This window comes from Pseudoxanthomonas sp. SGT-18, from assembly GCF_003931645.1.
Lineage (GTDB): Bacteria > Pseudomonadota > Gammaproteobacteria > Xanthomonadales > Xanthomonadaceae > Pseudoxanthomonas.
The window spans coordinates 53,893-79,637 of sequence record NZ_RRYJ01000005.1; the positions used below are offsets into that span (position 1 = coordinate 53,893).

The 25,745-nt window shown below is 73.7% G+C and carries 18 protein-coding genes; 14 read left to right on the forward strand and 4 right to left on the reverse strand.

Going from position 1 to position 25,745, the window contains the following annotated elements; translation table 11 throughout:
• Positions 1-35: 35 nt before the first annotated feature.
• The gene (gene lptF / locus EIM47_RS08345; RefSeq protein WP_125076661.1) at positions 36-1,118 is read left to right on the forward strand and encodes an LPS export ABC transporter permease LptF; all 1,083 of its coding nucleotides are present in this window, start codon (positions 36-38) and stop codon (positions 1,116-1,118) included.
• The gene (gene lptG, locus EIM47_RS08350) at positions 1,115-2,215 is read left to right on the forward strand and encodes an LPS export ABC transporter permease LptG (protein ID WP_125076662.1); all 1,101 of its coding nucleotides are present in this window, start codon (positions 1,115-1,117) and stop codon (positions 2,213-2,215) included. The genes lptF and lptG overlap by 4 nt, the downstream gene beginning before the upstream one ends.
• Before the next feature lie 3 nt (positions 2,216-2,218).
• Here the strand turns inward: lptG and EIM47_RS08355 are convergent, their stop codons facing one another.
• Positions 2,219-2,719 (reverse strand): RDD family protein, encoded by a 501-nt coding sequence (locus EIM47_RS08355; RefSeq protein WP_019399545.1) that lies wholly within the window; start codon positions 2,717-2,719, stop codon positions 2,219-2,221.
• Positions 2,720-2,849: 130 nt separating this feature from the next.
• On the opposite strand from EIM47_RS08355, the gene xerD reads away from it, so the two are divergent.
• The 12 genes from xerD (at position 2,850) to EIM47_RS08415 (ending at position 23,013) form a co-directional block, all read left to right on the forward strand.
• On the forward strand, positions 2,850-3,785 hold the full coding sequence (gene xerD, locus EIM47_RS08360; RefSeq protein WP_164514577.1) for a site-specific tyrosine recombinase XerD: 936 nt from the start codon (positions 2,850-2,852) through the stop codon (positions 3,783-3,785).
• A gap of 224 nt (positions 3,786-4,009) precedes the next feature.
• Entirely contained in the window at positions 4,010-4,810 is an 801-nt protein-coding gene (locus EIM47_RS08365; protein ID WP_019399543.1) for a thioredoxin fold domain-containing protein, read from the forward strand.
• Positions 4,811-4,910: 100 nt separating this feature from the next.
• Entirely contained in the window at positions 4,911-8,804 is a 3,894-nt protein-coding gene (gene purL, locus EIM47_RS08370; protein WP_125076664.1) for a phosphoribosylformylglycinamidine synthase, read from the forward strand.
• A gap of 114 nt (positions 8,805-8,918) precedes the next feature.
• A complete protein-coding gene (locus EIM47_RS08375) occupies positions 8,919-9,767 on the forward strand; it encodes a glycosyltransferase (protein ID WP_125076665.1) in 849 nt (282 codons plus the stop codon).
• A complete protein-coding gene (locus EIM47_RS08380; protein ID WP_125076666.1) occupies positions 9,764-10,609 on the forward strand; it encodes a glycosyltransferase family 2 protein in 846 nt (281 codons plus the stop codon). The genes EIM47_RS08375 and EIM47_RS08380 overlap by 4 nt, the downstream gene beginning before the upstream one ends.
• A gap of 17 nt (positions 10,610-10,626) precedes the next feature.
• Positions 10,627-11,817, forward strand: a complete 1,191-nt coding sequence (gene pncB / locus EIM47_RS08385) for a nicotinate phosphoribosyltransferase (protein ID WP_026010716.1) — start codon at positions 10,627-10,629, stop codon at positions 11,815-11,817.
• A gap of 193 nt (positions 11,818-12,010) precedes the next feature.
• Entirely contained in the window at positions 12,011-12,469 is a 459-nt protein-coding gene (bcsD, locus tag EIM47_RS08390) for a cellulose biosynthesis protein BcsD (protein ID WP_019399538.1), read from the forward strand.
• Between the two features lie 11 nt (positions 12,470-12,480).
• On the forward strand, positions 12,481-12,870 hold the full coding sequence (locus EIM47_RS15660) for a hypothetical protein (RefSeq protein WP_164514574.1): 390 nt from the start codon (positions 12,481-12,483) through the stop codon (positions 12,868-12,870).
• 72 nt (positions 12,871-12,942) lie between these two features.
• Complete coding sequence (gene bcsA / locus EIM47_RS08400; RefSeq protein WP_125076668.1) at positions 12,943-15,090, forward strand: UDP-forming cellulose synthase catalytic subunit; 2,148 nt, start codon at positions 12,943-12,945, stop codon at positions 15,088-15,090.
• On the forward strand, positions 15,087-17,363 hold the full coding sequence (gene bcsB, locus EIM47_RS08405) for a cellulose biosynthesis cyclic di-GMP-binding regulatory protein BcsB (protein WP_125076669.1): 2,277 nt from the start codon (positions 15,087-15,089) through the stop codon (positions 17,361-17,363). Before bcsA ends, bcsB begins: the two co-directional genes overlap by 4 nt.
• Complete coding sequence (bcsZ, locus tag EIM47_RS08410; protein ID WP_125076670.1) at positions 17,363-18,553, forward strand: cellulose synthase complex periplasmic endoglucanase BcsZ; 1,191 nt, start codon at positions 17,363-17,365, stop codon at positions 18,551-18,553. Before bcsB ends, bcsZ begins: the two co-directional genes overlap by 1 nt.
• Positions 18,535-23,013: a cellulose biosynthesis protein BcsC gene (locus EIM47_RS08415; RefSeq protein ID WP_125076671.1), complete on the forward strand. Its 4,479-nt coding sequence runs from the start codon at positions 18,535-18,537 to the stop codon at positions 23,011-23,013. The genes bcsZ and EIM47_RS08415 overlap by 19 nt, the downstream gene beginning before the upstream one ends.
• On the opposite strand, the gene rlmM is transcribed toward EIM47_RS08415, so the two are convergent.
• Genes rlmM through EIM47_RS08430 form a run of 3 tightly spaced genes read right to left on the reverse strand, consistent with a single transcriptional unit; the run spans position 22,995 to position 25,725 of the window.
• Complete coding sequence (gene rlmM / locus EIM47_RS08420) at positions 22,995-24,095, reverse strand: 23S rRNA (cytidine(2498)-2'-O)-methyltransferase RlmM (RefSeq protein WP_125076672.1); 1,101 nt, start codon at positions 24,093-24,095, stop codon at positions 22,995-22,997. The genes EIM47_RS08415 and rlmM overlap by 19 nt on opposite strands.
• Positions 24,096-24,126: 31 nt before the next feature.
• Positions 24,127-24,687 carry a nucleoside deaminase gene (locus EIM47_RS08425; RefSeq protein ID WP_125076673.1) on the reverse strand — a complete coding sequence of 187 codons (561 nt, stop codon included), beginning with the start codon at positions 24,685-24,687 and terminating at the stop codon, positions 24,127-24,129.
• Between the two features lie 57 nt (positions 24,688-24,744).
• The gene (locus tag EIM47_RS08430; protein ID WP_125076674.1) at positions 24,745-25,725 is read right to left on the reverse strand and encodes a DMT family transporter; all 981 of its coding nucleotides are present in this window, start codon (positions 25,723-25,725) and stop codon (positions 24,745-24,747) included.
• Positions 25,726-25,745: the final 20 nt, after the last annotated feature.

Sequence of the window (25,745 nt, forward strand, 5' to 3'; positions counted from 1 at the left end):
AGCGAACCCGGGATTTTATAGGACTGGCCCCGCCGATGCCGAAGCTCGACCGATACCTGCTGCGCGACTTCGTCCAGAGCTTCCTGGCGACCCTGATCGTGCTGCTCACGGTGAGCCTGGGCGGGGTGCTGGTGGACGTGCTGGGCGAGATCGCCGACGGCGGCCTGCCGGCGCGCCTGCTGCTGTCCCAGCTGGGCCTGCAGCTGCTGGTGTACCTGCCGCTGGTGCTGCCGCTGGCGCTGATGCTGGGCCTGATGCTGGCCGTGGCCCGGCTGTACCGCGATTCGGAGATGGCCGTGCTCAACGCCGTGGGCGTCGGCCCGCGGCGCCTGCTGCGGCCGCTGCTGATGGCGGTGCTGCCGGTGGTGCTGCTGGTCGGGCTGTGCTCGCTGTGGCTGGGGCCCTGGGCCCAGCGCACCGCGGCGAAGATGGTCGAGCAGGCCAACCGCAGCCTGATCGTGGCCGGGCTGGAGCCGGGCCGCTTCACCTCCCTGCCCGGCGGCGGGATCGTCTACATCGACGGCATGAGCGAGGATGGCCGCATCTTGCAGGGCGTGTTCCTGCAGCGCGAGCGCGAGGATCGGATCGACGTGGTCACCGCCAGCGGTGGAAGCCTGGAGTTCGGCGGCGATCGCGACCGTTTCCTGCGGCTTGTCGACGGACACCGGGTGGAAGGTCCGCTCGGCGGCGGCCTGGACTTCCGCCTGATGCGCTATGCGGTCAACGAGGTGGCGCTGCCCGACCGGGCCGAGGACCGCGGCGAGGACGACCCCGCCATCGCCTCCACCCTGGACCTGTTCGGCGACGGCCGCCCGGCCGCGATTGCCGAGCTGCATGGCCGCCTGGCCCCGCCGCTGCTGGCCCTGGGCTTTGCCCTGCTGACCGTGCCGCTGGCGCGCAGCTCGCCGCGGCAGCAGCGCTACGGCCGGCTGATGCTGGGCTTCCTGGCCTACCTGGTGGGGCTCAACCTGATGTTCATCGGCGTGCGCATGCTGGCCGAGGGCCGCCTGCCGGCACCGGCGGGCCTATGGTGGCTGACCCTGCCGCTGCTGGCCTTCGCCCTGTGGCTGTACCTGCGCGACGGGCGCCTGCCGCGTCCGCGGAGGGTGGCGGCATGAGGTCCCTGATGCGCCTGCACGACCTGTACATCGGCCGGGTGGTCCTGGCCTCGGTGCTGCTGACCTGGGCGGTGCTGGTTGGCCTGGACGTGGTCCTGGCCCTGTCCGGCCAGCTCGGCGACCTCGGCAAGGGCAGCTACGACTTCCCCACCGCGCTGGCGGTGGTGGCCTATTCGGTGCCGCGCCGGGCCTACACGATCTTCCCGTACGCGGCGGTGATCGGCTCGCTGCTGGGCCTCGGCCAGCTGGCCGGCACCTCGGAGCTGACCGCGCTGCGCGCGCTGGGCCTGTCGCGGCGCCGGCTGTCGATCTCGGTGGCCGCGGCCCTGGTACTGCTGACCGCGCTGATGGTGCTGACCGGCGAGACCCTGGCCCCCTGGGGCCAGCGCCAGGCCGACCAGCTCAAGCTGGCGGCCAAGACCAACAACGTGGCCATGGCCCGTTACTCCGGCCTGTGGGCCCGCGAGGGCGACACCTTCCTCAACGCGGTCGACGGCCAGGAGCGGGTGGAGGGCGGCCAGCGCGTGCTGGAGCTGCGCGACGTGCGCCTGTACCAGGTGGGCGGGGACGGCCGCCTGCTGGCGCTGACCCGCGCCGGCATGGCCGTGCACGACGCCGGCGGCTGGAAGCTGCGCCAGGTGCGGCGGGTGGCGTTCGGCGAGGCCAGCGCGGTGCAGACCACCGCCGAGGAGCAGCGCTGGAATTCGGAGCTGGATCCCAACGCCCTGGCCGCCGGCGTGACCCGTCCGCGCAACCTCTCGGCCGCCGACCTGCAGGCCAGCATCGAGTACCGCCGGCGCAACGGCCTGGACGCACGCGACTACGAGGACACCTACTGGAGCCGCTGGTTCTACCCGTTGAACGTACTGGCCCTGTGCCTGGCCGCGGTGCCGTTCGCGTTCGGCAGCCTGCGCAGCGGCGGCATGGGCAAGCGCCTGTTCCTGGGCATCGTGTTCTCGCTGAGCTTCATGCTGCTGCAGATGCAGTTCGGGCGGCTGGCCGGGGCGTTCCGCTTCGACTACCGCATCGCCTACGCCCTGCCGCCGATGCTGATGCTGGCCACCTCGTGGTGGCTGTTCCGGCGCAAGTCCGGCTGAGGCCTACTTCTTGCGCTTCGGCAGCCGCTCCAGGCCGGTACCGCTGGCGCGGTCGTGCCAGGCCAGGCGGCCGCGGTCGAACCAGGCCCACCAGAAGCCCAGCCCGCCGGCCAGCAGCGACAGCGTGCCCACCGCGTAGCGCAACCACAGCGCCCGCCATGACGGCGGCGCGCCGTCGGCCGTGCGCAGCCGCAGCCGCCACGGGCGCATGCCCAGGGTCTGGCCGCCGCGGCGCCAGCTGACGGTGGCGTACAGGCCGGTGACCGCCCAGCACGCGGACCACAGCAGCCAGGACATCAGGCTGAAGGGCTCGATGTTGTGGCGGGTGTCGCCGCCGTGCAGGGCCACGTCCAGCAGCACGAACGGGATCGCGGTCAGCATCCACAGTGCCACCACCGGCAGCAGGTCGTAGCACAGGGACAGCAGGCGGCGGAGGACCAGCGCCGATGGGCGCGCGGCGGAAGCCGCTTCGGCGGCAGGGGAGGGCTGGGCGGGGACGTGCATGCGGCAAAGGATAGCGGCGCGGCGACGTATCCTGTTGCGCGATGAAGCGCCGTTGCCCCGCCTGCCACGCCGCCGGAGCCGCCCGGTGAGCGACCGTCCCCGCACTGCGGCCGAGCGCCGCGGGCAGGCCATGGCCCTGCCGCCGCTGCGCGAGGACGATGCCCGCGCGATCGCGCGCTTCCTGGACGCTGCCTGGGCCGAGCGCGGCCTGGCCCGGGCCAGCCTGGAGGCCTACCGCCGCGACCTGGAGCTGCTGGCGCGCTGGCGCGACGGCGCCGGCGGCGGGCTGGTGGGCGCCGACCGCGAGGCGTTGTTCGCCTACCTGGCCTGGCGCGCGGACCAGGGCTACGGCCCGCGCAGCAATGCCCGCCTGCGCGCCTGCCTGCGCGCGTTTTACGCCCACCTGGTCCTGGCGGGGATCCGCCGGGACGACCCGGCCGCGCTGATCGACCCGCCCCGCCTGCCGCGGCCGCTGCCCAAGGCCATGTCCGAGTCCCAGGTCGCGGCCCTGCTCGCGGCGCCGGACGTGTCCACGCCCGAGGGGCTGCGCGACCGCGCCATGCTCGAGCTGATGTACGCCGCCGGCCTGCGCGTGAGCGAGCTGGTCAACCTGCCGGCCAATGCGGTCAACCTGCGCCAGGGCGTGGTCCGGGTGCGCGGCAAGGGCTCGAAGGAGCGGCTGGTGCCGCTGGGCGAGGAATCGCAGGACTGGCTCGAGCGCTACCTGCGCGAGGCCCGCCCGGTGCTGGCCGGCGGCCGTCCGGTGGCGCCCGACGCCAGCGGCGAGGTGCCGCTGTTCCTCGGTGCCGGCCGCAGCGCGCCGACCCGCCAGGACTTCTGGCGCGCGATCAAGCGCCATGCCGCCGCCGCCGGGATCGATCCACGCTCGGTGACCCCGCACGGCCTGCGCCACAGCTTCGCCACCCACCTGCTCAACCACGGCGCCGACCTGCGCGCGCTGCAGCTGCTGCTGGGCCACTCCAGCCTGTCGACCACCCAGATCTACACCCTGGTCGCGCGCCAGCACCTCCAACGCCTCCACGCAAAGCACCATCCGAGGGGGTGAGCCCCTTTTGCGGCATGCCGCAAAAGGGGCGAACGCCCGGCCATGGATGGCCGGGCCGGGGCCTAAGCCGACGTGCGCCAGGGATGGCAGGCTCCCTGGGCCCCTGCCGGCGGGGGGGGCAGGCGCCGCGATACCGCGGAGGAAGCGCCGGCCAGGCCCCGGTGCGGATCCGCTCATCGGCGCTGTGCCAGAATCCCCGGCCTCAGTCCCGACAGGTTTTCCGAATGTTCCGACCGCTTGCCGTCGCGCTGCTGTGCGCGATCAGCCTTGGCGCCTGTGCCCAGCCGGCTCCGTCCACGCCCGACAAGGCCGCAGGGGGCGCCAAACCGGGCGCTGCCGGCAAGGGCGGTCCCGAGCAGGCGGTGCGCGCCGCGCTGGCGGAGGTGGTCCCGGGCGCGGAGCCGGATTACCTCGGCGCGGCGCCGTTCCCCGGCTTCCGCGAGGTCCTGCTCGAGGGCCAGGTGCTGTACGTCTCCGACGACGGCCGCTACCTGCTGCAGTCGCAGCCGATCGACCTGAAGGCGCGCGCGCCGGCCGCCAGCCCGGGCCTCAACGCCTACCGCCGCAAGGTCCTGGCCGGGGTTCCGAAGGAGGAGCGCATCGTGTTCGCGCCGGCCAACCCGGCGTACACGGTGACCGTGTTCACCGACGTCGAATGCGGCTACTGCCGGCGCATGCACGAGCAGATCGCCGAGTACAACCGCCAGGGCATCGCGGTGGAGTACCTGGCCTTCCCGCGCATGGGCATGGCCAGCCAGGACTTCCGCGACATGGTCTCGGTGTGGTGCGCGCCCGACCGGCGCCGCGCCCTGACCGAGGCCAAGGCCGGCGGCCGGGTGCAGGCGCGCAGCTGCACCAGCCCGGTGGCGATGCACTACACGATCGGCCAGCGGGTCGGGGTCAACGGCACCCCGGCGGTGTTCGCGCCCGATGGCACCCAGCTGGGCGGCTACATGGCCCCGGCGGCGCTGCGCGAGGCGCTGGACCGCCTGGCCGGCAAGGGCGAGGGCGCCGGCGGGCGCTGAACCGCCGCTTCCGGCACGGCCGCCACCGCGGCCGCCCGCGGCGAAGCCGGCGGCCGGGTCCGGTACAATGGCCGGCCTTTCCCAGCGACATCTCCCGGACATGATCGTCCTCGAGGGCGCGCCCGCCCTTTCGCCGTTCCGCCGGCAACGGCTCCAAACCCGCCTGCAGTCCCTCGTCCCCGGCCTGCGCATCGAAGGCGCCTGGCACGTCTACTTCGTCCAGCCGGGCGATGCCGCACCGGATCCGGACGCGCTCAGCCGCATCCTCCAGGCCGGCCCGGAGCCGGCGCCGCGGGCCGAAGGCGCGCTGTCGCGCTACGTGGTGCCGCGCCTGGGCACGCGCTCGCCGTGGTCGAGCAAGGCCACCGAACTGCTGCAGGGCGCCGGCCAGCCGGTCGCCCGGGTCGAGCGCGGCATGCGCCTGGACCTGGCGGGCTGGCCGGACGACGCCGCCACCCAGGCCGCGCTCGGCAAGCTGCTGCACGACCCGATGACCCAGTCGCTGCTGGAGTCGCGCGAGGCGGCCTCGGCGCTGTTCGCCGCCCCGGCGCGGCGCCCGCTGGAGCGCATCCCGCTGGACGGGCTGGAAGCGGCCAACCGCCGCCTGGGCCTGGCCCTGGCCGAGGACGAGATCGAGTACCTGCGCGCGCGCTACGCCGAGCTGGGCCGCGATCCCTCGGACGTCGAGCTGATGATGTTCGCGCAGGCCAACTCCGAGCACTGCCGGCACAAGATCTTCAACGCCAGCTGGACCATCGACGGCAAGGAGCAGGAGCGTTCCCTGTTCCGGATGATCCGCAACACCCACCAGAAGGCGCCGCAGCACACGCTCAGCGCGTACAGCGACAACGCCGCGGTGATCGAGGGGCACGTGGCCTCGCGCTACCGCCCGGACCCGGCGACCGGCGAGTACCGCAGCGAGCCGCCGGTGCCCTCGGCGTTCCAGATCAAGGTCGAGACCCACAACCATCCCACCGCGATCTCGCCGTTCGCGGGCGCCTCCACCGGCGCCGGCGGCGAGATCCGCGACGAGGGCGCCACCGGCCGCGGCGGCAAGCCCAAGGCCGGCCTGACCGGCTTCACCGTGTCCCACCTGCGCATCCCCACGCTGCCGCAGCCGTGGGAGGGCGAGCGCGCGCTCAACCCGCGCATGGCCCCGGCGCTGGAGATCATGCTCGACGGCCCGCTGGGTGGCGCCGCGTTCAACAACGAGTTCGGCCGGCCGAACCTGCTGGGCTACTTCCGCAGCTTCGAGCTGCCGGAAGGCGAGGGCCCGGACGGCAGCAAGCTGGTCCGCGCCTACGACAAGCCGATCATGCTGGCCGGCGGCCTGGGCGCGATCGACCGCGTGCAGGTGGAGAAGATCCCGCTCAAGCCCGGCGACGCGGTGATCGTGCTCGGCGGCCCGGCGATGCTGATCGGCCTGGGCGGTGGCGCCGCCAGTTCGGTGGCCTCCGGCGAGAGCGCCGAGGACCTGGACTTCGCCAGCGTGCAGCGCGACAACCCGGAGATGGAGCGCCGCTGCCAGGAGGTCATCGACCGCTGCGTGGCGATGGGCGAGCGCAACCCGATCCACTTCTTCCACGACGTCGGCGCCGGCGGCCTGTCCAACGCCATCCCCGAGCTGCTGCACGACTCCGGCGTGGGCGGCGTGATCGACCTGGCCAAGGTGCCGACCGACGACCCGTCGCTGTCGCCGCTGGAGCTGTGGTGCAACGAGTCGCAGGAGCGCTACGTGCTGGGCATCCCGGCCGAACGCCTGGACGAGTTCGCCGAGATCTGCGCGCGCGAGCGCTGCCCGTTCGCCGCCGTGGGCGTGGCCACCGCCGAGCAGCGGCTGGTCGTGGCCTACGGCGCGACCCCGGGCAACATCCCGGCCGACCCGGCGATCGACCTGCCCATGGACGTGCTGTTCGGCAAGCCGCCGAAGATGCACCGCGACACCGTGCACCCGGCGCCCGCGCCGTGGCCGGCGCTGAGCACCGCCGCGCTGGACCTGCGCCAGGCCGGCCTGCGCGTGCTCGCGCACCCGACCGTGGCCGCCAAGAGCTTCCTGGTCACCATCGGCGACCGCAGCGTCGGCGGCCTGACCGCGCGCGACCAGATGATCGGCCCCTGGCAGCTGCCGCTGGCCGACTGCGCCATCACCCTGGCCGACTACGACGGCGTGGCCGGCGAGGCCATGGCGATCGGCGAGCGCACCCCGCTGGCCCTGCTGGATTCGGCCGCGGCCGCGCGCATGGCGGTGGGCGAGGCGATCACCAACCTGTGTGCGGCGCCGGTCGAGGCGCTGGAGCAGGTCAAGCTGTCGGCCAACTGGATGGCGGCCGCCGGCCACCCGGGCGAGGATGCGCTGCTGTACGACGCCGTGCACGCGGTGGGCATGGAACTGTGCCCGGAGCTGGAAGTCAGCATCCCGGTGGGCAAGGACTCGCTGTCGATGCAGGCGCAGTGGCAGGCCGACGGCCAGCCGCAGAAGTCGGTGTCGCCGGTGTCGCTGGTGGTCTCGGCGTTCGCGCCGGTGGCCGACGTGCGCCGGCAGCTGACCCCGCTGCTGGCCGCCGAGCCGGAAAGCGACCTGTGGCTGATCGGACTGGGTGGCGGGCGCCAGCGCCTGGGCGGCTCGGTGCTGGCCCAGGTGCACGCCGAAGGCCAGCTGCCGGCGTTCGGCGGCGAGGTCCCGGACCTGGACGACCCCGAGCGCCTGCGCAACTTCTTCGCCCTCATCCGCGACGCGCGCGAGGCCGGGCTGCTGCTGGCCTACCACGACCGCAGCGACGGCGGCGCCTTCGCCGCGCTGTGCGAGATGGCCTTCGCCTCGCGCCGCGGCCTGGACATCGTGCTCGACGGCTGGGGCGATGATCCGTTCCGCACCCTGTTCAACGAGGAGCTGGGCGCGATCGTGCAGGTCGCCGACGAGGACCGCGCCGCGTTCGCCGACCTGGTCGAGCGCCATGCCCTGACCGAGTGTGCCCAGCGCATCGCCCGTCCGACCGGCACTCCGCGCGTCCGCGTGCGCCATTCCGGTGCGCTGCTGGCGCAGTGGGAGTGGGACGAGCTGTTCGATGCCTGGTGGTCGGTCACCCACGCCATGCAGAAGCTGCGCGACAACCCCGACAGCGCCGACGAGGAGCGCGCGGTGGCGCGCGATTTCTCCGCCCCGGGGCTGAAGCCGCAGCTGAGCTTCGACCCGGCCGAGGACGTGGCCGCGCCGTTCATCAACACCGGCGCCCGCCCGCGGGTGGCGATCCTGCGCGAGCAGGGGGTCAACAGCCACATCGAGATGGCGCGCGCGTTCGACCGCGCCGGGTTTGCGCCGGTCGACGTGCACATGAGCGACCTGGTCGCCGGCCGCGCCACCCTGGACGGGTTCAAGGGCCTGGCGGCGTGCGGCGGCTTCAGCTACGGCGACGTGCTTGGCGCCGGCCGCGGCTGGGCCACCTCGATCCTGGAGCGCCCGGAGCTGCGTGCCGCGTTCGCCGCGTTCTTCGCCCGGCAGGACACCTTCTCGCTGGGCGTGTGCAACGGCTGCCAGATGATGAGCCAGCTCAAGGACATCATCCCCGGTGCCCGCCACTGGCCGAAGTTCCTGCGCAACCGCAGCGAGCAGTTCGAGGCCCGCACCTCGCTGCTGGAGGTGGTGGAGTCGCCCTCGGTGCTGCTGCGCGGGATGGCCGGTTCGCGCATCCCGGTGGCGGTGGCGCACGGCGAGGGCCGCGCCGAGTTCGACTCGGCGGTGGACCAGGCCGCCGCGCGCGTGGCCCTGCGCTACGTGGATGGCGACGGCAACATCGCCACCACCTATCCGCTCAACCCCAACGGCTCGCCGGACGGCATCACCGGCCTGACCAGCGAGGACGGCCGCGCCACCATCCTGATGCCGCATCCGGAGCGGGTGGCGCGCACGGTCAACCTCAGCTGGCATCCGGGCGACTGGGGCGCCGACTCGCCGTGGATGCGGATGTTCCGCAACGCGCGCGTGTGGGTCGGCTGAGCCCCCCGGACATGGAGTGAACGACGGCGCCCCGGCGGGCGCCGTCGCGTATCCGGGCCGGGCGCGCGGCCCTGCTAAAGTTGCGCCGTTTCCAGAAGGAGTCCCGGTCCCGCCGTGAGCGACCTGCCCATCGTGCTGCTGCCGCTTGCCGCCGACGAGGACGCGCTGGATGCCTGCCTGGCCGCGCTCGACGCCGCCACGCCCGCCGGCACCCCGGTGTGGCTGGCCGACGACGCCCAGGCCGGCCCGCGCGGCGTGGCCCTGGTGGAGCGCTGGCTGCAGCGCACCCGGCTGCGCGCCGAGTACACCCGCCGCCCGCAGCCGGTCGGACCGGTCGCGCACCTACAGCAGATGCTGGCCGCCTGCGGCGACGCCGACGTGGTGGTGCTCTCGGCCGACGCGCGGCCGCTGCCGGGCTGGCTGGCGCAGCTGGCCGCCTGCCTGGCGCGTGACGCCTCCATCGCCACCGCCACCCCGTGGTGCAACGCCGGGGAGGTCGCCAGCTGGCCGCGCCTGGGCGAGGTCGCGCCGGCGCCGGCCGATCCGGCGCTGACCGCGCAGGCCTGCGCGGCGATGGCGCCGCGCCACCCGGAGCTGCCGACCGCGGTCGACCACGCCGTGGCCCTGCGCGGTTCGGCGCGCGCCCGCGCCGGCGGCCTGGACACGGCCAGTTTCGGCTCCTGGTATGGGGCCCTGGCCGACCTGTCGCTGCGCCTGGCCGGGCTGGGCTGGCGCAACGTGCTGTGCGAGACCGCGTTCGTCGCCCGCGGCGGCGAGGGCGGGGCGGCCCCGGGCGACCTCGACCTGCTGGCCGCGCGCTGGCCGGCCTGGCAGGCACGGCTGGCGGACTTCCTGATGCGCGACCCGTTGCGTGCCGCGCGCGCCGAGCTGCAGGACCTGCACGCGCGCCTGCGCGACAGCCGCCAGGACGACCTGTTCGACGTTGCCGGGGCCAGCGCGTGAGCACGCCGGCGGACATCGCCGCGGTGGTGGTCAGCTACCGCAGCGCCTCGACTCTGGACGCCTGCCTGCACCGGCTGCGCATCGCCGACGGGGTCGCCCAGATCCGGGTGGTGGACAACGGTTCGGACGACGGCACCCTGGAGATCGCGCGCCAGCACGCGGTGGCCGACCCGCGGGTGCGCTTCATCGCCAACCCCGACAATCCCGGCTTCGCGGTGGCCTGCAACCAGGGCGCGGCGGACACCGATGCGCCGTGGCTGGCCTTCGTCAATCCCGACCTGCAGGTGGAGCGCGACTCGCTGGTGCGCCTGCGCGCGCACGCGCTCGCCCATGGCGGGCCCTGCCTGCTGGGCGCGGACCTGTACGGCGAGGACGGCGTGCACGACGGCGCCGCGCGCCGCCGCGATCCGGACTTCGCGGCGATGCTGCGCAACCCGGCGGCCGCGGCGAAGCTGGACGTGGCGGCCGATCCGGAGCGCGCGCTGCAGCCGGTGGACGCGGTGTCCGGCGCGCTGATGCTGGTGCCGCGGGAGCTGTTCGGGCGCATCGGCGGGTTCGACGAAGGCTACCGCCTGCATGCCGAGGACCTGGACCTGTGCCGCCGCGCGCGCCGGGCCGGGGCACTGGTGGCGGTGGCCAACGACGTGGCCGTGCTGCACGTGCGCGGCGTGTCCAGCCGCTCGCGCCCGCTGTTCGTGGAGTGGCACAAGCACCGCGGGCTTTGGCGCTACTTCTCCCGTTTCGAGGCGCCCCGTCGCGGACCGCTGGTCCGTGCCGCGGTGTTCGCCGCGATCTGGGCCCATTTCCTGGCGCGGCTGCCGCGCATGTGGCCGCGTCGATGACGCTCCCGGAGGCGACCGTGCCGATCATTCCCTCGCTGCTGGACACCGACCTGTACAAGCTGACGATGATGCAGGCGGTGCTGCACCAGCATCCCGGCGCCCAGGTCGAGTACCTGTTCCGCTGCCGCAGCGAAGGCGTGGACCTGGTCCCGTACCTGGACGCGATCTCCGACCAGATCGACGCCCTGTGCGCGCTGCGCGCCACCCCGGAGGAGCTGGACTACCTGCGCGGGCTGCGCTTCATCAAGCCGGACTTCGTCGACTTCCTCGGCCTGTTCCACTTCGACCGCAAGTACGTGCAGTTGCGCGCCAACCCGGACGAGAACGGCGGCATCGAGCTGCGCGTGCGCGGGCCGTGGCTGCACACCATCCTGTTCGAGGTGCCGCTGCTGGCGATCGTCAGCGAGCTGTACATGACCGGCACCTACGGCCCGCCGGACCGTGAGGAAGGCCTGCGCCGGATCCGCGCCAAGACCGCGCGCCTGCGCGAGGCGGTGGGCTTCGAGGACTGCGTGATCACCGACTTCGGCACCCGCCGGCGCTATTCGCACGCCTGGCACGGCGAGGTGCTGCCGCACCTGCGCGCCGAGTTCGGCAGCCACTTCGTCGGTACCTCCAACGTGTACTTCGCGCGCAAGTACGGCCTGGTGCCGCAGGGCACGATGGCCCACGAGTGGCTGCAGGCGTTCCAGGCCCTGGGCCCGCGCCTGCGCGATTCGCAGGTGGCCGCGTTCGATACCTGGGCGCGCGAGTACCGCGGCGACCTGGGCGTGGCCCTGACCGACGTGATCGGACTGGATGCCTTCCTGCGCGACTTCGACCTGTACTTCTGCAAGCTGTTCGACGGCATGCGCCACGACTCCGGCGACCCGTTCGAATGGGGCGAGCGGATCATCGCCCACCTGCAGGCCCACCGGATCGACCCTCGCACCAAGACCCTGGTGTTCAGCGACGGCCTGGACATCGAGCGGGTGATGGCGCTGTACGACCACTTCCGCGGCCGCTGCCGCATGTCCTTCGGGGTCGGCACCAACCTCACCAACGACCTCGGCCCCAGGCCGCTGCAGATCGTGATGAAGATGGTCCGCTGCAACGACCAGCCGGTGGCCAAGCTCAGCGACAGCCCGGGCAAGACCATGGTCGACGACCCAGGCTACCTGGCCTACCTGCGTCAGGTATTCTCGGTGGCCGAGCCCCCAGAACGCTGATCCGGCGAGGGGTGTGACTCAATGCGTCAGAAAGTGACGTGGTGCGTCAGTTGGCTAACTGAATACTGTGGCGCTGGTTTTTGCGACATAATTCGCATATTTTTGTGCGCCGGTACTCGGTGCCGGTCTTGCGAAAGCTCGGGTCCGTATCCCCCTTCCCCCATTGCCCTGGCCTCGACCGGGGAGTTGCCGCATGAGCCCTGCCGACCTGCTGGACCACTACCGCTCCCGTTGCTGTTCGCCGCAATGGCAGGGCTTTGTGCGCGCGCTGTGCGAGGAACTGGAACAGGGGCTGGACGAGAGCGACCGCGCGCGCCTGATGGCGCGGCTCGGCGGGCGCTTCGCCGCAGCCCATCCGCTGCCCGAGGCGGCGACCCTGCAGGCGCTGCAGGACGCGGCCAACGCGGTGTGGGCGGCGCTGGACTGGGGCCGGGTGGAATTCGAGGAGCAGCCTGACTGCGTGCTGGTCCGGCACGGCGCCTCGCCGCTGGCGGCCGCGGGCGGAACCGGGCGGCCGTGGCTTGCCGCCTACCTGGAAGGCGTCTACCGCGCCTGGTTCCACGCCGCCGGAGGCGCGCCGGTGCTGGACGTGGTGTGTACCCAGGCCGATGCCGGCCATGTCGACAGCTACGTGCTGTGCCGCGTGACCTGAGGGCCTCCCCGATGCGCGACCCGAACTCCCCGAGCAGCGGCGACGACGACGTCGCCGGACTGTTCAACCGCCTCGGCGCAGACGGCGGGGTGGACTACCGCGATTTCGGCACCCGGCGCCTGCGGACGCCGAAGCCCGCGCCTGCGCCGGCGGCAAGGCCGGCACCTGCACCTGCACCTGCACCTGCAACGGCAACGGCAACGGCAACGGCAACGGCAACGACTCCCGCGATCGCGATCGGGGCCGGCGAAGACGCGTCCGCCGTCCCGGCAGCCCCGGCTGCCGCCCGCGCGCTGCCGCCGGCGCCGCGCACGCCGTTGCAGCAATTGTTCGACCGCCTGGCAGGGGCCCGCGCGGAGACCGGCAACGAGAGCCCGCTGCGGCGGCTGCGTGGCCACTGATCCAGCCAGGCGGGCGCCTGCCGGGTTCGGCGGGAACTGATCCGGGCGCCCGGACGCGACGAGGACATGCGAATGGGACTGGGGGACAAGCGGGAGGGAAGCGTCGTGGGCGGCAAGCTGGCGACCGCCGCGCTGTGGGTCGCCGGGCTGGCGCTGGTCGGCTTCGTGGCCAGCGTGCCGCTGGACGTGAAGCAGCAGTTCGTGCTGTCGGCGGCGGTGTTCGTCGCCGCGCTGCTGCTGCGGCGCAGTTCCAGCCGGCTGGTGGTGCTGGCGCTGATGGGCCTGTCGCTGACGATGTCCACCCGCTACATCTGGTGGCGCCTGACCCGCACCATGGACGTGGGGACCCCGCTGGACCTGGTCCTGGGCAGCGGCCTGCTCGTGGCCGAGCTGTACGCCTTCCTGGTGCTGGTGCTGGGCTACTTCCAGGTCGCCTGGCCGCTCAACCGCAGGCCGGTGCCGCTGCCGCAGGACCAGTCGCAGTGGCCTACGGTCGACGTGTTCATCCCCACCTACAACGAGCCGCTGGCGGTGGTGCGCACCACCGTGCTGGCGGCCTCGGTGCTGGACTGGCCGGAGGACAAGCTCAACGTCTACGTGCTCGACGACGGCCGCCGCGAGGGGCTGCGCGAGTTCTGCGAGCAGGCCGGCGCGCACTACCTGACCCGCACCAACAACAGCCACGCCAAGGCCGGCAACATCAACGCCGCGCTGAAGAAGACCTCCGGCGAGTTCGTCGCCATCTTCGACTGCGACCACATCCCCTCGCGCTCGTTCCTGCAGGTGGCGATGGGTTGGCTGGTGCGCGACCCGAAGCTGGCGGTGGTGCAGACCCCGCACTACTTCTTCTCGCCCGATCCGTTCGAGCGCAACCTCGGCACCTTCGGCAAGGTGCCCAACGAAGGTCACCTGTTCTACGGCCTGCTCCAGGACGGCAACGACGCCTGGAACGCGACCTTCTTCTGCGGCTCCTGCGCGGTGATCCGGCGCGGCCCGCTGGAGGAGGTCGGCGGCGTGGCGGTGGAGACGGTGACCGAGGACGCGCACACCGCCATCCGCCTGCACCAGCGCGGCTACGACAGCGCCTACCTGCCGATCCCGCAGGCCGCCGGCCTGGCCACCGAGAGCCTGTCGGCGCACGTGGGCCAGCGCATCCGCTGGGCGCGCGGCATGGCCCAGATCTTCCGGGTCGACAACCCGCTGTTCGCCCGCGGCCTGAGCTTCGCCCAGCGCATCTGCTACACCAACGCGATGCTGCACTTCTTCTACGGCCTGCCGCGGATCATCTTCCTCACCGCGCCGCTGGCCTTCCTGCTGTTCGGCGCGCACGTGATCCACGCCTCGGCGCTGATGATCCTGGCCTACGCGCTGCCGCACATCGTGCAGTCGGGCCTGACCAACCTGCGGGTGCAGGGCCACTACCGCAGCCTGCTGTGGAACGAGGTCTACGAGACCACCCTCGCCTGGTACATCCTGCTGCCGACCACCATGGCGGTGATCAACCCTAAGCTGGGCAAGTTCAACGTCACCGCCAAGGGTGGCCTGGTGCAGCGCAGCTACTTCGACACCCAGATCGCCAAGCCCTACCTGTTCCTGCTGGTGCTCAACCTCACCGGCATGGCCGCCGGCATCCTGCGGCTGGTGTTCGGCGGCTCCGAGGGCGAGGTGCAGACGCTGTGGCTCAACCTCGGCTGGACCGCCTACAACATGATGATCCTCGGCGCGACCATCGCCACCTGCAGCGAGCAGCGCCAGATCCGCCGCGCCCACCGCGTGCCGCTGCGCATGCCGGCGCTGCTGCACCTGCCGGACGGTACCAGCGTGCCCTGCCACACGATCGACTTCTCCACCGGCGGCATGGCCCTGCGCCCGGACGCGCCGCACCCGCTGGCCCCGGGCACCGAGGTCCAGGTCGAGCTGGGCCACCGCGGCCGCAGCTGCAGCCTGCCGGCGGTGGTGCGCCAGGACCGCGACGAGCACGGGTTGAGCATCGAGTTCCGCGAGCTGGACCTGGAACAGGAACGCTGGCTGGTGGCCTCCACCTTCGCCCGCGCCGACCTGTGGCTCTCGCAGTGGGGCCGCCACGACCGCGACACCTTCCTCGGTTCGCTGGGCGGCGTGCTGCGCGCCAGCATGCGCGGCTTCGTGGCGCTGGGCCGGCACGTGGCCAGCAGCAGCCGCGAAGGCTTCCGCGGCCCGCGCGCGGGGGAGAAGGCATGAACCCCCGCCACCGGCCCTCCACCCAGACCACCACCGCCCGCATGCGCCTGAGAATCCCGGCCGCGTTCGCCTTCGCCTTCCTGTTCGGACTGGCCCATGCCCAGGACCCGGCCGCCGGTGCGGCCCAAGGCCAGGAGCTGCGCCAGAGCCGCACCACCCTGCGCCAGCTGGGCGTGGACTACGAGATCACCCTGCGCGGCGTCGAGGGCACCGCCGGCGTGCCGTTTCCGGTGCGCAGCGACCAGGTGGTCCAGCGCGCCACCCTGCACCTGAAGTACAGCTATTCGCCGGCGCTGCTGCCGGACCTGTCGCACCTGAAGGTCACGGTCAACGGCGTCACCGCGGCCACCGTGCCGGTGCCCGCCGAGGACGGCGGACGCGACCTTGAGCGCGACATCGAGCTGGACCCGCGCCTGTTCGTGGACCACAACTGGATCAACCTGCAGCTGATCGGCCACTACACCCGCGACTGCGAGGACCCGGACCACACCAGCCTGTGGGCCAACATCGACCGCGGCAGCTACATCGAGCTGGCCTGGGCGCCGCTGCAGCTGGCCGACGACCTGTCGCTGCTGCCGCTGCCGTTCTTCGACCCGCGCGACACCGCGCGCCTGGAGCTGCCGTTCGTGTTCGCCGGGCAGCCGTCCAACGCCACCCTGCAGGCGGCCGGCATCACCGCGTCCTGGTTCGGCGCCCTGGCCGGCTACCGCGGCGCGCTGTTCCCCGCCTACACCGGCATGTTGCCGGCCCAGGGCCACGCGGTGCTGTTCGGCACCCCGCGCAACCCGCCGCCGGGCGTGGAGCTGCCGGAGGTCGAGGGCCCGACCCTGGCCGTCGCCACCCACCCGCAGGACCCCAACGCCAAGCTGCTGCTGGTGCTGGGCCGCGACGAGGACGAGCTGCGCACCGCCGCCAGCGCGCTGGCGCTGGGCACCCCGCTGGCGGGCGAGCGTGCGCTGGTCCGCGATTTCCGCGAGGCCGCGCCGCGCAAGCCCTACGACGCGCCGGCCTGGCTGCCCGGCGACCGCCCGGTGCGCTTCGACGAACTGGTGCCGGACACGGCCGCGCTCAACGTGCGCGGCTACCACCCGGACCTGGTCCGGATCGGCCTGCGCCTGGCCCCGGACCTGTTCGTGTGGGAGAGCGAAGGCATCCCGGTGAAGCTGCGCTACCGCTACACCCTGCCCGAGGGCGCGAACCGCTCGGCGCTGAACGTCAGCATCAACGACGCCTTCGTCGCCACCCTGCCGCTGGACGGGCGGCCGCGCGGGCGGGCGTTGCCGGTGCAGCTGTGGCACCAGGTCGCGCCGAAGGGCCGCATGCCGATCGAGCAGCCGCTGCGGTTGCCGACCGGCCCGTTCTCGGCCAGCAGCCAGCTGCGCTTCCACTTCTTCTTCGACCGTCCGGTGGCGGAGGCCTGCAAGAACACCTTCCCCGACGTGTCGGCGGCGATCGATGGCGATTCGACCATCGACGTCAGCGGCTTCGCCCACTTCATCGCCATGCCCAACCTGGCGGCGTTCGGCAACGCCGGCTTCCCGTTCACCCGCCTGGCCGACCTGGCCGAGACCGCGCTGGTGATGCCGGACAACCCCGGCGCCGACGACGTGGCCAATGCCCTGGCCCTGTTCGGGCGCATGGGTGCCTCCACCGGCTACCCGGCGCTGCGCGCGCGCGTGGTCTCCGCCGCCCAGGTCGAGCAGCACGCCGGGCGCGACCTGCTGGTGCTGGGTTCGCGCCGCAACCAGCCGCTGTTCGAGCGCTGGGCCGCGCACCTGCCGGTGGGCGGGCAGGGCGAGGACCGGCGCTTCGCGCTGAGCGACTGGATCGGGCGCAAGCTGCCGTTCCTCTCGCCGGACGCGCGCCGCACCGACCTGCCGACCACCGCCGAGGTGGCGGTGCGCCCGGAGGCCGGCGACGTGGTGCTGATGGGCTTCGAGTCGCCGCTGCGCGCGCGCCGCAGCGTGGTCGCGCTGATGGCCGACGACCCGGCGCAGGCCACGCGCCTGTTCGAGGCCTGGTTCGACCCGCAGAAGCTGGCCCTGTTCCAGGGCAGCGTGGTCCTGCTGCAGCGGGACAGGCTGGTGAGCCTGGCCGGCAACCAGACCTACCACGTCGGCCGCCTGCCGCCGCTGACGGCGATGCGCTGGTTCTTCGCCAACCACCCGTTGTGGCTGGCGGTGCTGGTGTGCGCGGGCAGCCTGCTGCTGGCGCTGCTCGCGCGCGGGCTGCTGCGGCGCCGTGCCGCCGCCCGGCTGAAGTCGGGGGCTTGATGGAGCACGCCAGCCACGGGCCGGATCCGGTCCGCCGCCACGCCCTGCGCGCGCTGCTGGCCGCGGCTGGCGCCGGCGCGCTGCCGGCGCGCCTGCGCGCCGCCATCCCGGCCCCGGCCCCGGCCTGCCCGGGGCCGTGGCGGGAATGGCAGGCGTTCGTCGCCCGCCACGTCGAGCAGGACGGGCGGGTGGTGGACTTCGCCAATCCCGACCTGCGCAGCACCTCCGAATCGCAGTCCTACGGCCTGTTCTTCGCCCTGGTCGACAACGACCAGCTGCTGTTCGAGCGGATCCTGGCCTGGACCCGCCGCCACCTCAGCGGCGGCCGCGCCGACCTCAACCTGCCGGCCTGGCTGTGGGGGCGGGCGGGCGACGGCAGCTGGCGGGTGCTGGACCCCAACACCGCCGCCGACGGCGAGCTGTGGATCGCCTACGCCCTGCTCGAGGCCGGGCGCCTGTGGAACCGCCCGGGCTTCACCGCGGCCGGGCGCCAGGTGCTGGCGCTGATGCGCAAGGCCGAGGTGGTGGACCTGCCCGGTTTCGGCACCATGCTGCTGCCGGGCAACCGCGGTTTTGCCCACGGCGACTCCTGGACCCTCAATCCCTGCTACCTGCCGCTGTTCGCGTTCCGCCGCTTCGCCCTGGCCGACCCCAAGGGACCGTGGGCGAAGCTGGCCGAGCGCAGCGTGGCCCTGCTGCGCCAGGCCGCGCCCAACGGCTTCGCCCCGGACTGGATCCGCTGGAACGGGCGCGCCTTCGTCACCGATCCGGACAAGGGGCCGATGGGCAGCTACGACGCCATCCGCACCTACCTGTGGGCCGGCATCACCCATCCGGCCGATCCGCTGCGCAAGCCGCTGCTGGAAGCGCTGTCCGGGCCGCTGCGCATGCTGCGCGCGCAGGGCGCGTTCGCCGAGAAGGTGGACGTGCGCAACGGCGTCGGCATCGGCACGCCGCCGCCGGGTTTCGCCGCCGCGCTGCTGCCGTACCTGGCCGCGCACGGCCAGGGCGCCCTGGTCCGCGCCCAGGCTACGCTGGTGCCTGCCTCCGGCGCAGCCGCCGATTCGCTGCCTTACTACGACCGCTGCCTGGTGCTGTTCGGCAAGGGCTGGGTCGATCGCCGCTACCGCATCGCCGCCGACGGGCGCCTGCAACCCGCCTGGAGTACGCCATGTTCCGCCAAACGCTGAAACCGCTCTGCCTGCTGGGCCTGTCGGTGCTGGCCGCGCCGCTGGCGGCGCAGTCGCCCTCGGCCACCCAGCAGCTGGTCAACCAGGGCAACTATTGGCTCGACCAGGGCCGCGAGGACCTGGCCGCCGATGCCTGGCGCAAGCTGCTGGCGGTCGACCCCAACCAGCCGGACGCACTGCTGGGCCTGGGCCTGATCGACCTCAACCAGGGCCGCCGCGCCGAGGCGCAGCGGCGCCTGGCGCAGCTGCAGTCGGCGCATCCGGACGCGCCGCAGACCACGCGCCTGCGCATGGCCCTGGGCGGCGGGGGCGGCGGCACCAGCCAGCTGCAGGCCGCGCGCCGCGCCGCCGCCGCCGGCCGCTACGCCGAGGCAGTGCGTGCCTACGACCAGGCCTTCGGCAACGCCGCGCCGCCGGACGACCTGGCGCTGGAGTACTACCAGGTGCTGGCCGGCACCCCTGACGGCTGGGAGCGCGCGCGCGATGGCCTGCGCCGGCTGGCCGGCAACAACCCGGCGCCGGCGGTGTCGCTGGCCCTGGGCCAGGTCCTGACCTACCGCGAGCCGACCCGGCGCGAGGGCATCACGCGCCTGCGCGCGCTGGCTTCGCGCGAGGACGTCGGTGGCCCGGCGCGCGCGGCCTGGCGCCAGGCCCTGCTGTGGCTCAACGCCAGCCGCGGCGACGCCGCGCTGTACGAGGAATTCCTCAAGCTGCAGCCGAACGACCGCGAGGTCGCGGCCAAGGCCGCGCAGCTGCGCGGCCAGGGCGCGGCGGCGCAGCAGGACCCCAACCAGCGCCTGCTGGGCGAGGGTTTCCGCGCGCTGGAGGAGGGCAACGACGCGGTGGCCGAGGCGCGCTTCGCCCAGGTGCTGCGTGCGCGCCCGCGCGATCCGGAGGCGCTCGGCGGGCTGGGCTCGGTGCGCCTGCGCCAGCAGCGCTTCGCCGAGGCCGGCGAGCTGCTGCGCCCGGCCGCGGCGGCCAACCGCAAGTGGCAGCAGGCGGCGGACACCGCGCAGTACTGGCAGGCCTTGCAGGAGGCCCGCAACGGCGGGCCCGACGCCATCGCCCGGGTGTCCGCGGCGGTGCGGACGATGCCGCGCGAACCGGCCGGCCACGTGCTGCTGGCGCAGCTGCAGGAGGGCACCGATCCGGCCGCGGCCGAAGCCGGCTACCGCAAGGCGCTGGAACTGGATCCGGCCAACGCCGGCGCGCTGCAGGGCCTGGTCGGCCTGCTTGGCCGCCAAGGCCGCGCCGCCGAGGCCGCGGCGCTGTACGAACGCCTGACCCCGGCCCAGCGCGAGCAGGCCGGCGGCGCCGGCGCGCTGCGCGCGGCGCTGGCCCGCGCCCGCGCCCAGGAGGCGCTGGCCGCCGGTGACCTTGACGCGGCCCGGATCGAACTGGAAGACGCGTTGCTGGAGCAGGGCCGCGATCCCTGGCTGCGGCTGGAGCTGGCGCGCCTGTACCAGCGCGGCGGCCGCCCCGACCAGGCGCGGGCGATCATGGAAGGCCTGCTGGCCCTGGACGATTCCCCGCAGGCGCTGCACGCGGCGGCGGTCTACGCCCAGGAGCAGGACGACTGGAACGCGGTCTACGCCACCCTCGAGCGCATCCCCGCCGGCTCGCGCGACGGCGCGATGGCGGCGCTGCACGACGTGGCCTGGATCCACGTGCAGGCCGCGCGCGCGCGGCAGCTGGCGGCGCAGCAGCGCACCGGCGAGGCGCAGCTGCTGCTGGCGCGGGTCGAGGCCTCGCTGGGCGACCGCCTGCAGCGCGCGGATGCCGCCGGCGCGCTGGCCGAGGCCTATGCCCGGATCGGCAGCCGCCAGCGCGCCCTGGTGCTGGCGCAGCGCTTGCTGTCCGGTCCCGACGCCGGCACCGAGGAACGCCTGCAATACGCCGCGGTGCTGCTGCGCGCCGGCCAGGACGCCGAACTGGCGGCGCTGCTGCGCAAGCTCGACGAGGCGCCGATGACCCCGGCCCAGGCCGCGCGCTACCGCGACCTGCGCACCGGCTACGTGCTGCGCCAGGTGGACGCGCTGCGCGAGATGGGCAACCTCGAGGCGGCCTACGAGACCCTGGCCCCGGTCCTGGCCGAACAGCCGCAGGATCCGCGCACCGTGGCCGCGCTGGCGCGGCTGTACGCGGCCGCCGGCGACCACCGCCAGGCCCTGGCGCTGTACCAGCAGCAGCTGCAGCTGGCCCCGGACGACGTCGACGCGATGGTTGCCGCCGCCGGCAGCGCCGCCGCCCTGCGCGACCTGGACACCGCCGAGTACTACCTGGGCCAGGCGCTGGCGCGCCAGCCGCAGTCGCCGGAGGTGCTGGCCGGCGCCGGCCGCGCGTACCGCGCCGCCGGGCAGAACCGCAAGGCCGAGCGCTATTTCCGTGCTGCCCTGGCCGCGCAGGCGCGCGAGGCCGGGCAGGCCGACCACGGCTATCCGGCGGCCAGCACCGCGCTGGCCGGCAGCGGCGGCCGTGCCTTCAACCCGTTCGCCGGCCTGACCGGCGGCCAGGCCCGTGGCAGGGCGTTGCGCGGCGAGCGCTTCGATCCGCTGGCCACGCCGGCCGCGGCGGCGCCGGCACCGGTGGCGATGCTGCCGGCCGCCAACGGCGCGCTGCCGCCGCCGGCGGCCACCACCGGGTTCGCGCCGGATCCGCTGCCCACGCGCGGCACCGACCTGCCGCCGCCGGCCGCGCTGCAGGCGGTCGTCCCGCAGGCGCCAGCGCAGCCGGCCCTGGCCCTGCCGGTGCCGGGCACGGCCGTGGCCAGCGCGCCGCAGCCGGCCCTGGCGGCCCCGCCGCGCGCGCAGCGCGCCAGCCCGAACCCGGTGCTGGACGAGCTGCGCGAACTGCAGGGCCAGAACAGCAGCCAGCTGGGCGTGGCCGCGGCCTACCGCAGCCGCGACGGCGAGGCCGGCCTGGGCCGGCTGGACGACCTGCAGGTGCCGCTGCAGGGCCGCTTCGCCGTGGGCGAGGGCAAGCTGCAGGTGGCGGTCACCCCGACCATCCTCGACGCCGGCAGCATGGATGCCGGGTACGGGGTGGCCAGCCGCTTCGGCGGCGGCCCGCAGGCGGCGCTGGCCGGGGCCCTGGCCGCCGACCGCGAGCCGGTGGACAAGCTGGTCGGCTCCAGCCTGTACCAGCTGCTGCTGACCCGCGGCGACACCAACGCCACCCGCAACCTGATCTACGACACCGCGCTGGCCAGCGGCCGCTACCAGGAGCTGTACAACCAGACCGACGGCGCCCTGACCGCGGCCGAGCGCCGCGCCGCGGCGCTGCAGGCGCTGTACCAGGATCCGCTGCCGGCCTACGTGCTCTCGCGCGACCTGGGCAACCTGCCGATCGGCGACATCGCCGCGCAGATCCTCGGCAACGCCACCCTGGCGCGCGGCCTCACCGCCGAGCAGCAGGCGCAGCTGCAGGGGCTGGCGCGCGGTTCCAGCGCGACCCAGACCCCGCTGGCGTTCCAGGACACGCTGTACGCGATGGTCGCCAACGCCGCCAGCGCGCGCCCGGTGGGCGCCCAGGACGCCAGCGGCGCGGGCGTGGCGGTCGCCTACCAACACGGCGGCCTGCGCCTGGACATCGGCAGCACGCCGCTGGGCTTCCGCCAGTCGCAGGTGGTCGGCGGCGTGGCGTACCGCGGCCAGGCCGGCGAGACCGTGAGCTGGGGCGTGGAGGCCTCGCGCCGGCCGCTGACCGACAGCCTGCTGTCCTTCGCCGGCGTGGAGGATCCGCGCACCGGCATGCAGTGGGGCGGAGTGACCGCCACCGGCGCCAAGGTCGAGGCGACCATGGACAACGGCCTGCTGGGCACCTATGGCAATTTCGCCTGGCACCGGCTGGAAGGCGAGAACGTGGCCGGCAACGACCGCCAGGAGGCCAGCGTGGGCGTTTACGTGCACGCGCTGGAGACCGACAACCAGTCGCTGACCGCCGGCCTCAACCTCACCGCCATGCGCCACGACCGCAACCTCAGCGGCTTCACCTACGGCCACGGCGGCTACTTCAGCCCGCAGTCGTACTTCGACCTGGGCTTCCCGGCGCACTGGACGGGGCGCAGCGCCAGCCAGCGCCTGGCCTGGCAGGTGGACGCCAGCGTCGGCGTGCAGCACTTCCGGGTCGATCCGGCACCGTACTTCCCGGACGATCCGCAGCTGCAGGCCGCCGCCTACGAGGCCGCCTCGCTGGCCGCGCTGCTGGGCCTGACCCCGCAGTACCTCGAGCCGGTGTACGCGGGCCAGAGCAAGACCGGGGTGTCCTACAACCTCAGCGCGGCGGCGGAATGGCAGCTGTCGCGGCAGCTGTTCCTGGGCGGACGCATGGACCTCAACAACGCCCGCGACTACCAGCAGTTCGGCACCAACCTGTACCTGCGCTTCCTGCTGGACCGCTACGGCGGTTCGCTCGGGCGCCAGCCGCAGCCGCTGCGTTCGCCCTACGCGACCGGCGAATAAGAAAGACCCCGGGGCCGGCCGCCACGGATGGCGGCGGGCATCGCCAGGACCGTGATCTCCTCGCGGTCGTGGTACAGCTGGCGCGCGCGGATGGTGAGCGGGCGTCCGGCCTGGGCCGCGAACAGGTCCAGGCACAGCCGGGTTTCCTGCCAGCGCTTCTTCATCGGCAGCTTGAGGTTGAACACCGCCTGCCGGCACCAGCCTTCGGCGAACCACTGCGCCATGCGCGCGGCCACCCGGCTGGGCTGCTCGACCATGTCGCACACCATCCAGTCCAGCGGCTGGGCCGGTTTCCAGTGGAAGCCGTCGGCGCGCAGGTGCTCGACCAGGCCGGTGTCCAGCACGTGCTGGCGCAGCGGGCCGTTGTCGACCGAGGTCACGCGCAGGTGGTGGCGGGTGAGTACCCAGGTCCAGCCGCCGGGCGCGGCGCCGAGGTCGGCCGCGGTCATGCCGGGACGCAGCAGGCGCTCGCGCTCGCTTTCGCCCAGCAGGACCAGAAAGGCCTCCTCCAGCTTCAGCGCCGAGCGCGAGGGCGCTTCCGGATGCAGCTTCAGCCGCGGGATGCCCAGCGGCCAGGGCGCGCTGTCGCGCGGGTCGGCCAGGGCCAGCAGCAGGTGGTCGCCGGCCAGGAAGCACACGTGCAGACGCGGCAGGCGCGGGTCTTCCTTCGCGCCGAGCACGCCGGCCTTGCGCAGCGCCGGGCGTAGCGCGTTGCCGAAGCTGCGTGCCAGGCCGGAGAGCGGCTTGCCGGCGTCCGAATCCGGATGCTCGACCCAGGCATCGCCCACGCGCAGGCCCTCCGGCAACGCCGCCAGCAGCGGCGCCAGCCGGTCCTTCGGATCGATCCCGCGCAGCTCGGCCAGCAGGCGCAGCTTCTGCCGCGCGAACACCAGCTCGCGGAACGGCAGGGCGCGCTCCAGCGCGCGCGCGTCGGCCGCGTCGCCGGTGACGAACAGCACGTAGCCGTCGTCGCGGCTGGCGCGGGCGTAGCCGGGGATGCCGGCGGCCGCGGCACGCTCGCCCAGCTCGGCGGCCAGTTCCGGCTCGAAGCCCTGGCGGCAGTAGCCGAGCAGTCCGTTCATCGGGTGGCCTCCGGCATCTGCGTGGATCGCATCAGTACTTGTCGCCGCCGCTCTCGCCGTAGGCGCGCAACACCTCGCGCGCCTGCCCGCGCAGGATGTCGCGCGCCACCGCGATGCCGCGGCGCTCCAGCTCGCCGGTCCAGTCCGCCGGCAGCGGGCCCTCGTCGAACTCGGTCAGTTCCATCACGTCCTCGGCGCGGGCGCCGATCAGCAGGCGGTCGATCCCGGCCCAGATGGTGGCGCCGTAGCACTGGCAGCACGGCTGCGAGGAGGTGGCCAGGGTCACCGGCGAGAGCACGTCGTTGAGGCGCGGGGTCTGCAGCTTCTGCTGCGCCAGCATGTAGGCCATGTTCTCGGCATGCGCCAGCGAGGTGGTGTGCGGCACCACGCGGTTCACGCCGGCCGCGATCACCCGGTGATCCGGCCCGAACACCACCGCGCCGAACGGACCGCCGCTGCGCGCCTGGACGTTGCGGCGCGACAGCTCGATCGCCAGCGCCACCTTGTCCTCGTCCGTGGCATAGACGGCGGCCGGATCGACGGCCTCGTGGATCCAGACCGGGAGGGTGAGGTGGACCTGGGCGTGCAGCATGGTGTTCCTGGGAAGTACGGGGGGATCGTGCAGTGTATCGGCCGCCCCCGGCCGCGGCTAACCGGCGTGCGCGGGCGCCTGCGCCGGTGCGTGCAGCGCCGCGCACCACAGCACCCCGCCCAGCAGGCAGGCGATGGCCGCGATTTCCAGCAGCCCGGGCAGGCGCCATTCCCACAGGAAGCCGTAGAGCAGGGCGAACAGGGTTTCGAACACGATCATCTGCCCGGCCAGGCTCAGTGGCAGGCGGCGGCTGGCCGCGTTCCAGAACGCGTTGCCGACCACCGAGGCGAACAGGGCCAGCGCGGAGGAGATTCCCAGCAGGCGCAGCCAGGCGCCCGGCTCGTGCGCGGATGCATCCCACAGCAGCGCCAGCGGCGCCAGCAGCAGGGCCAGGCCGCCGGTGGCCACGCCGGTCAGCAGCGACCAGTCGCGGCTGGAGATGTCCGGACGCCGCTCCAGCCAGCGTGCGTTGCCGACCGAGTACGCCGACCACGACACCAGCGCGCCGACCGCGCAGGCCAGCCCGCCGATGCTGCTGGCGGCATCGCTGCTGAGCCCGCGTCCGGCGCGCACCGCATCGACGGCCACCAGGGCCATGCCCAGCACCGACAGCACGCAGGGGCCGGCCAGCGCGCGCAGGCGCGGGCCGCCGGAATGGCGGCGGCGTACACCGGCCACGGTGACCACCACCGGTACCAGGCCCACGATCAGTGCGGTCGCTGCGCCGCCGGCGGCATGGATCGCGCTGGCCAGCAGCACGAAGTAGAGCAGGTTGCCCAGCAGGCTCAGCACGACCAGTGCGCGCCATTCCGCCTTGCCCAGCGGTGCGGTGGCGCGATGCCAGCGCGGCGCGAGCAGGGCCAGCGCAAGCACGCCGTAGGCCAGGTAGCGCGCCACCGACTGCTGCAGGGCGCTGAAATCCGGCAGCAGCTGTGGCGCGAGGAACACCAGGCCCCACAGCGCGCCGGCGGCCACGCCGCTGGCCACGCCGCGGGCCAGGCCCGGATGCGTGTGCGGATGGGATGTGGATGGCGACATCACGGGGGAACGTGGCCGGC

Excerpts from the sequence above, each read along its gene's own strand:
- lptF (WP_125076661.1), top strand. The coding sequence starts at position 36 with ATGCCGAAGCTCGACCGATACCTGCTGCGCGACTTCGTCCAGAGCTTC.
- lptG (WP_125076662.1), top strand. The coding sequence starts at position 1,115 with ATGAGGTCCCTGATGCGCCTGCACGACCTGTACATCGGCCGGGTGGTC.
- EIM47_RS08355 (WP_019399545.1), bottom strand. The coding sequence starts at position 2,719 with ATGCACGTCCCCGCCCAGCCCTCCCCTGCCGCCGAAGCGGCTTCCGCC.
- xerD (WP_164514577.1), top strand. The coding sequence starts at position 2,850 with ATGGCCCTGCCGCCGCTGCGCGAGGACGATGCCCGCGCGATCGCGCGC.
- EIM47_RS08365 (WP_019399543.1), top strand. The coding sequence starts at position 4,010 with ATGTTCCGACCGCTTGCCGTCGCGCTGCTGTGCGCGATCAGCCTTGGC.
- purL (WP_125076664.1), top strand. The coding sequence starts at position 4,911 with ATGATCGTCCTCGAGGGCGCGCCCGCCCTTTCGCCGTTCCGCCGGCAA.
- bcsD (WP_019399538.1), top strand. The coding sequence starts at position 12,011 with ATGAGCCCTGCCGACCTGCTGGACCACTACCGCTCCCGTTGCTGTTCG.
- EIM47_RS15660 (WP_164514574.1), top strand. The coding sequence starts at position 12,481 with ATGCGCGACCCGAACTCCCCGAGCAGCGGCGACGACGACGTCGCCGGA.
- bcsA (WP_125076668.1), top strand. The coding sequence starts at position 12,943 with ATGGGACTGGGGGACAAGCGGGAGGGAAGCGTCGTGGGCGGCAAGCTG.
- bcsB (WP_125076669.1), top strand. The coding sequence starts at position 15,087 with ATGAACCCCCGCCACCGGCCCTCCACCCAGACCACCACCGCCCGCATG.
- bcsZ (WP_125076670.1), top strand. The coding sequence starts at position 17,363 with ATGGAGCACGCCAGCCACGGGCCGGATCCGGTCCGCCGCCACGCCCTG.
- EIM47_RS08415 (WP_125076671.1), top strand. The coding sequence starts at position 18,535 with ATGTTCCGCCAAACGCTGAAACCGCTCTGCCTGCTGGGCCTGTCGGTG.
- rlmM (WP_125076672.1), bottom strand. The coding sequence starts at position 24,095 with ATGAACGGACTGCTCGGCTACTGCCGCCAGGGCTTCGAGCCGGAACTG.
- EIM47_RS08425 (WP_125076673.1), bottom strand. The coding sequence starts at position 24,687 with ATGCTGCACGCCCAGGTCCACCTCACCCTCCCGGTCTGGATCCACGAG.
- EIM47_RS08430 (WP_125076674.1), bottom strand. The coding sequence starts at position 25,725 with ATGTCGCCATCCACATCCCATCCGCACACGCATCCGGGCCTGGCCCGC.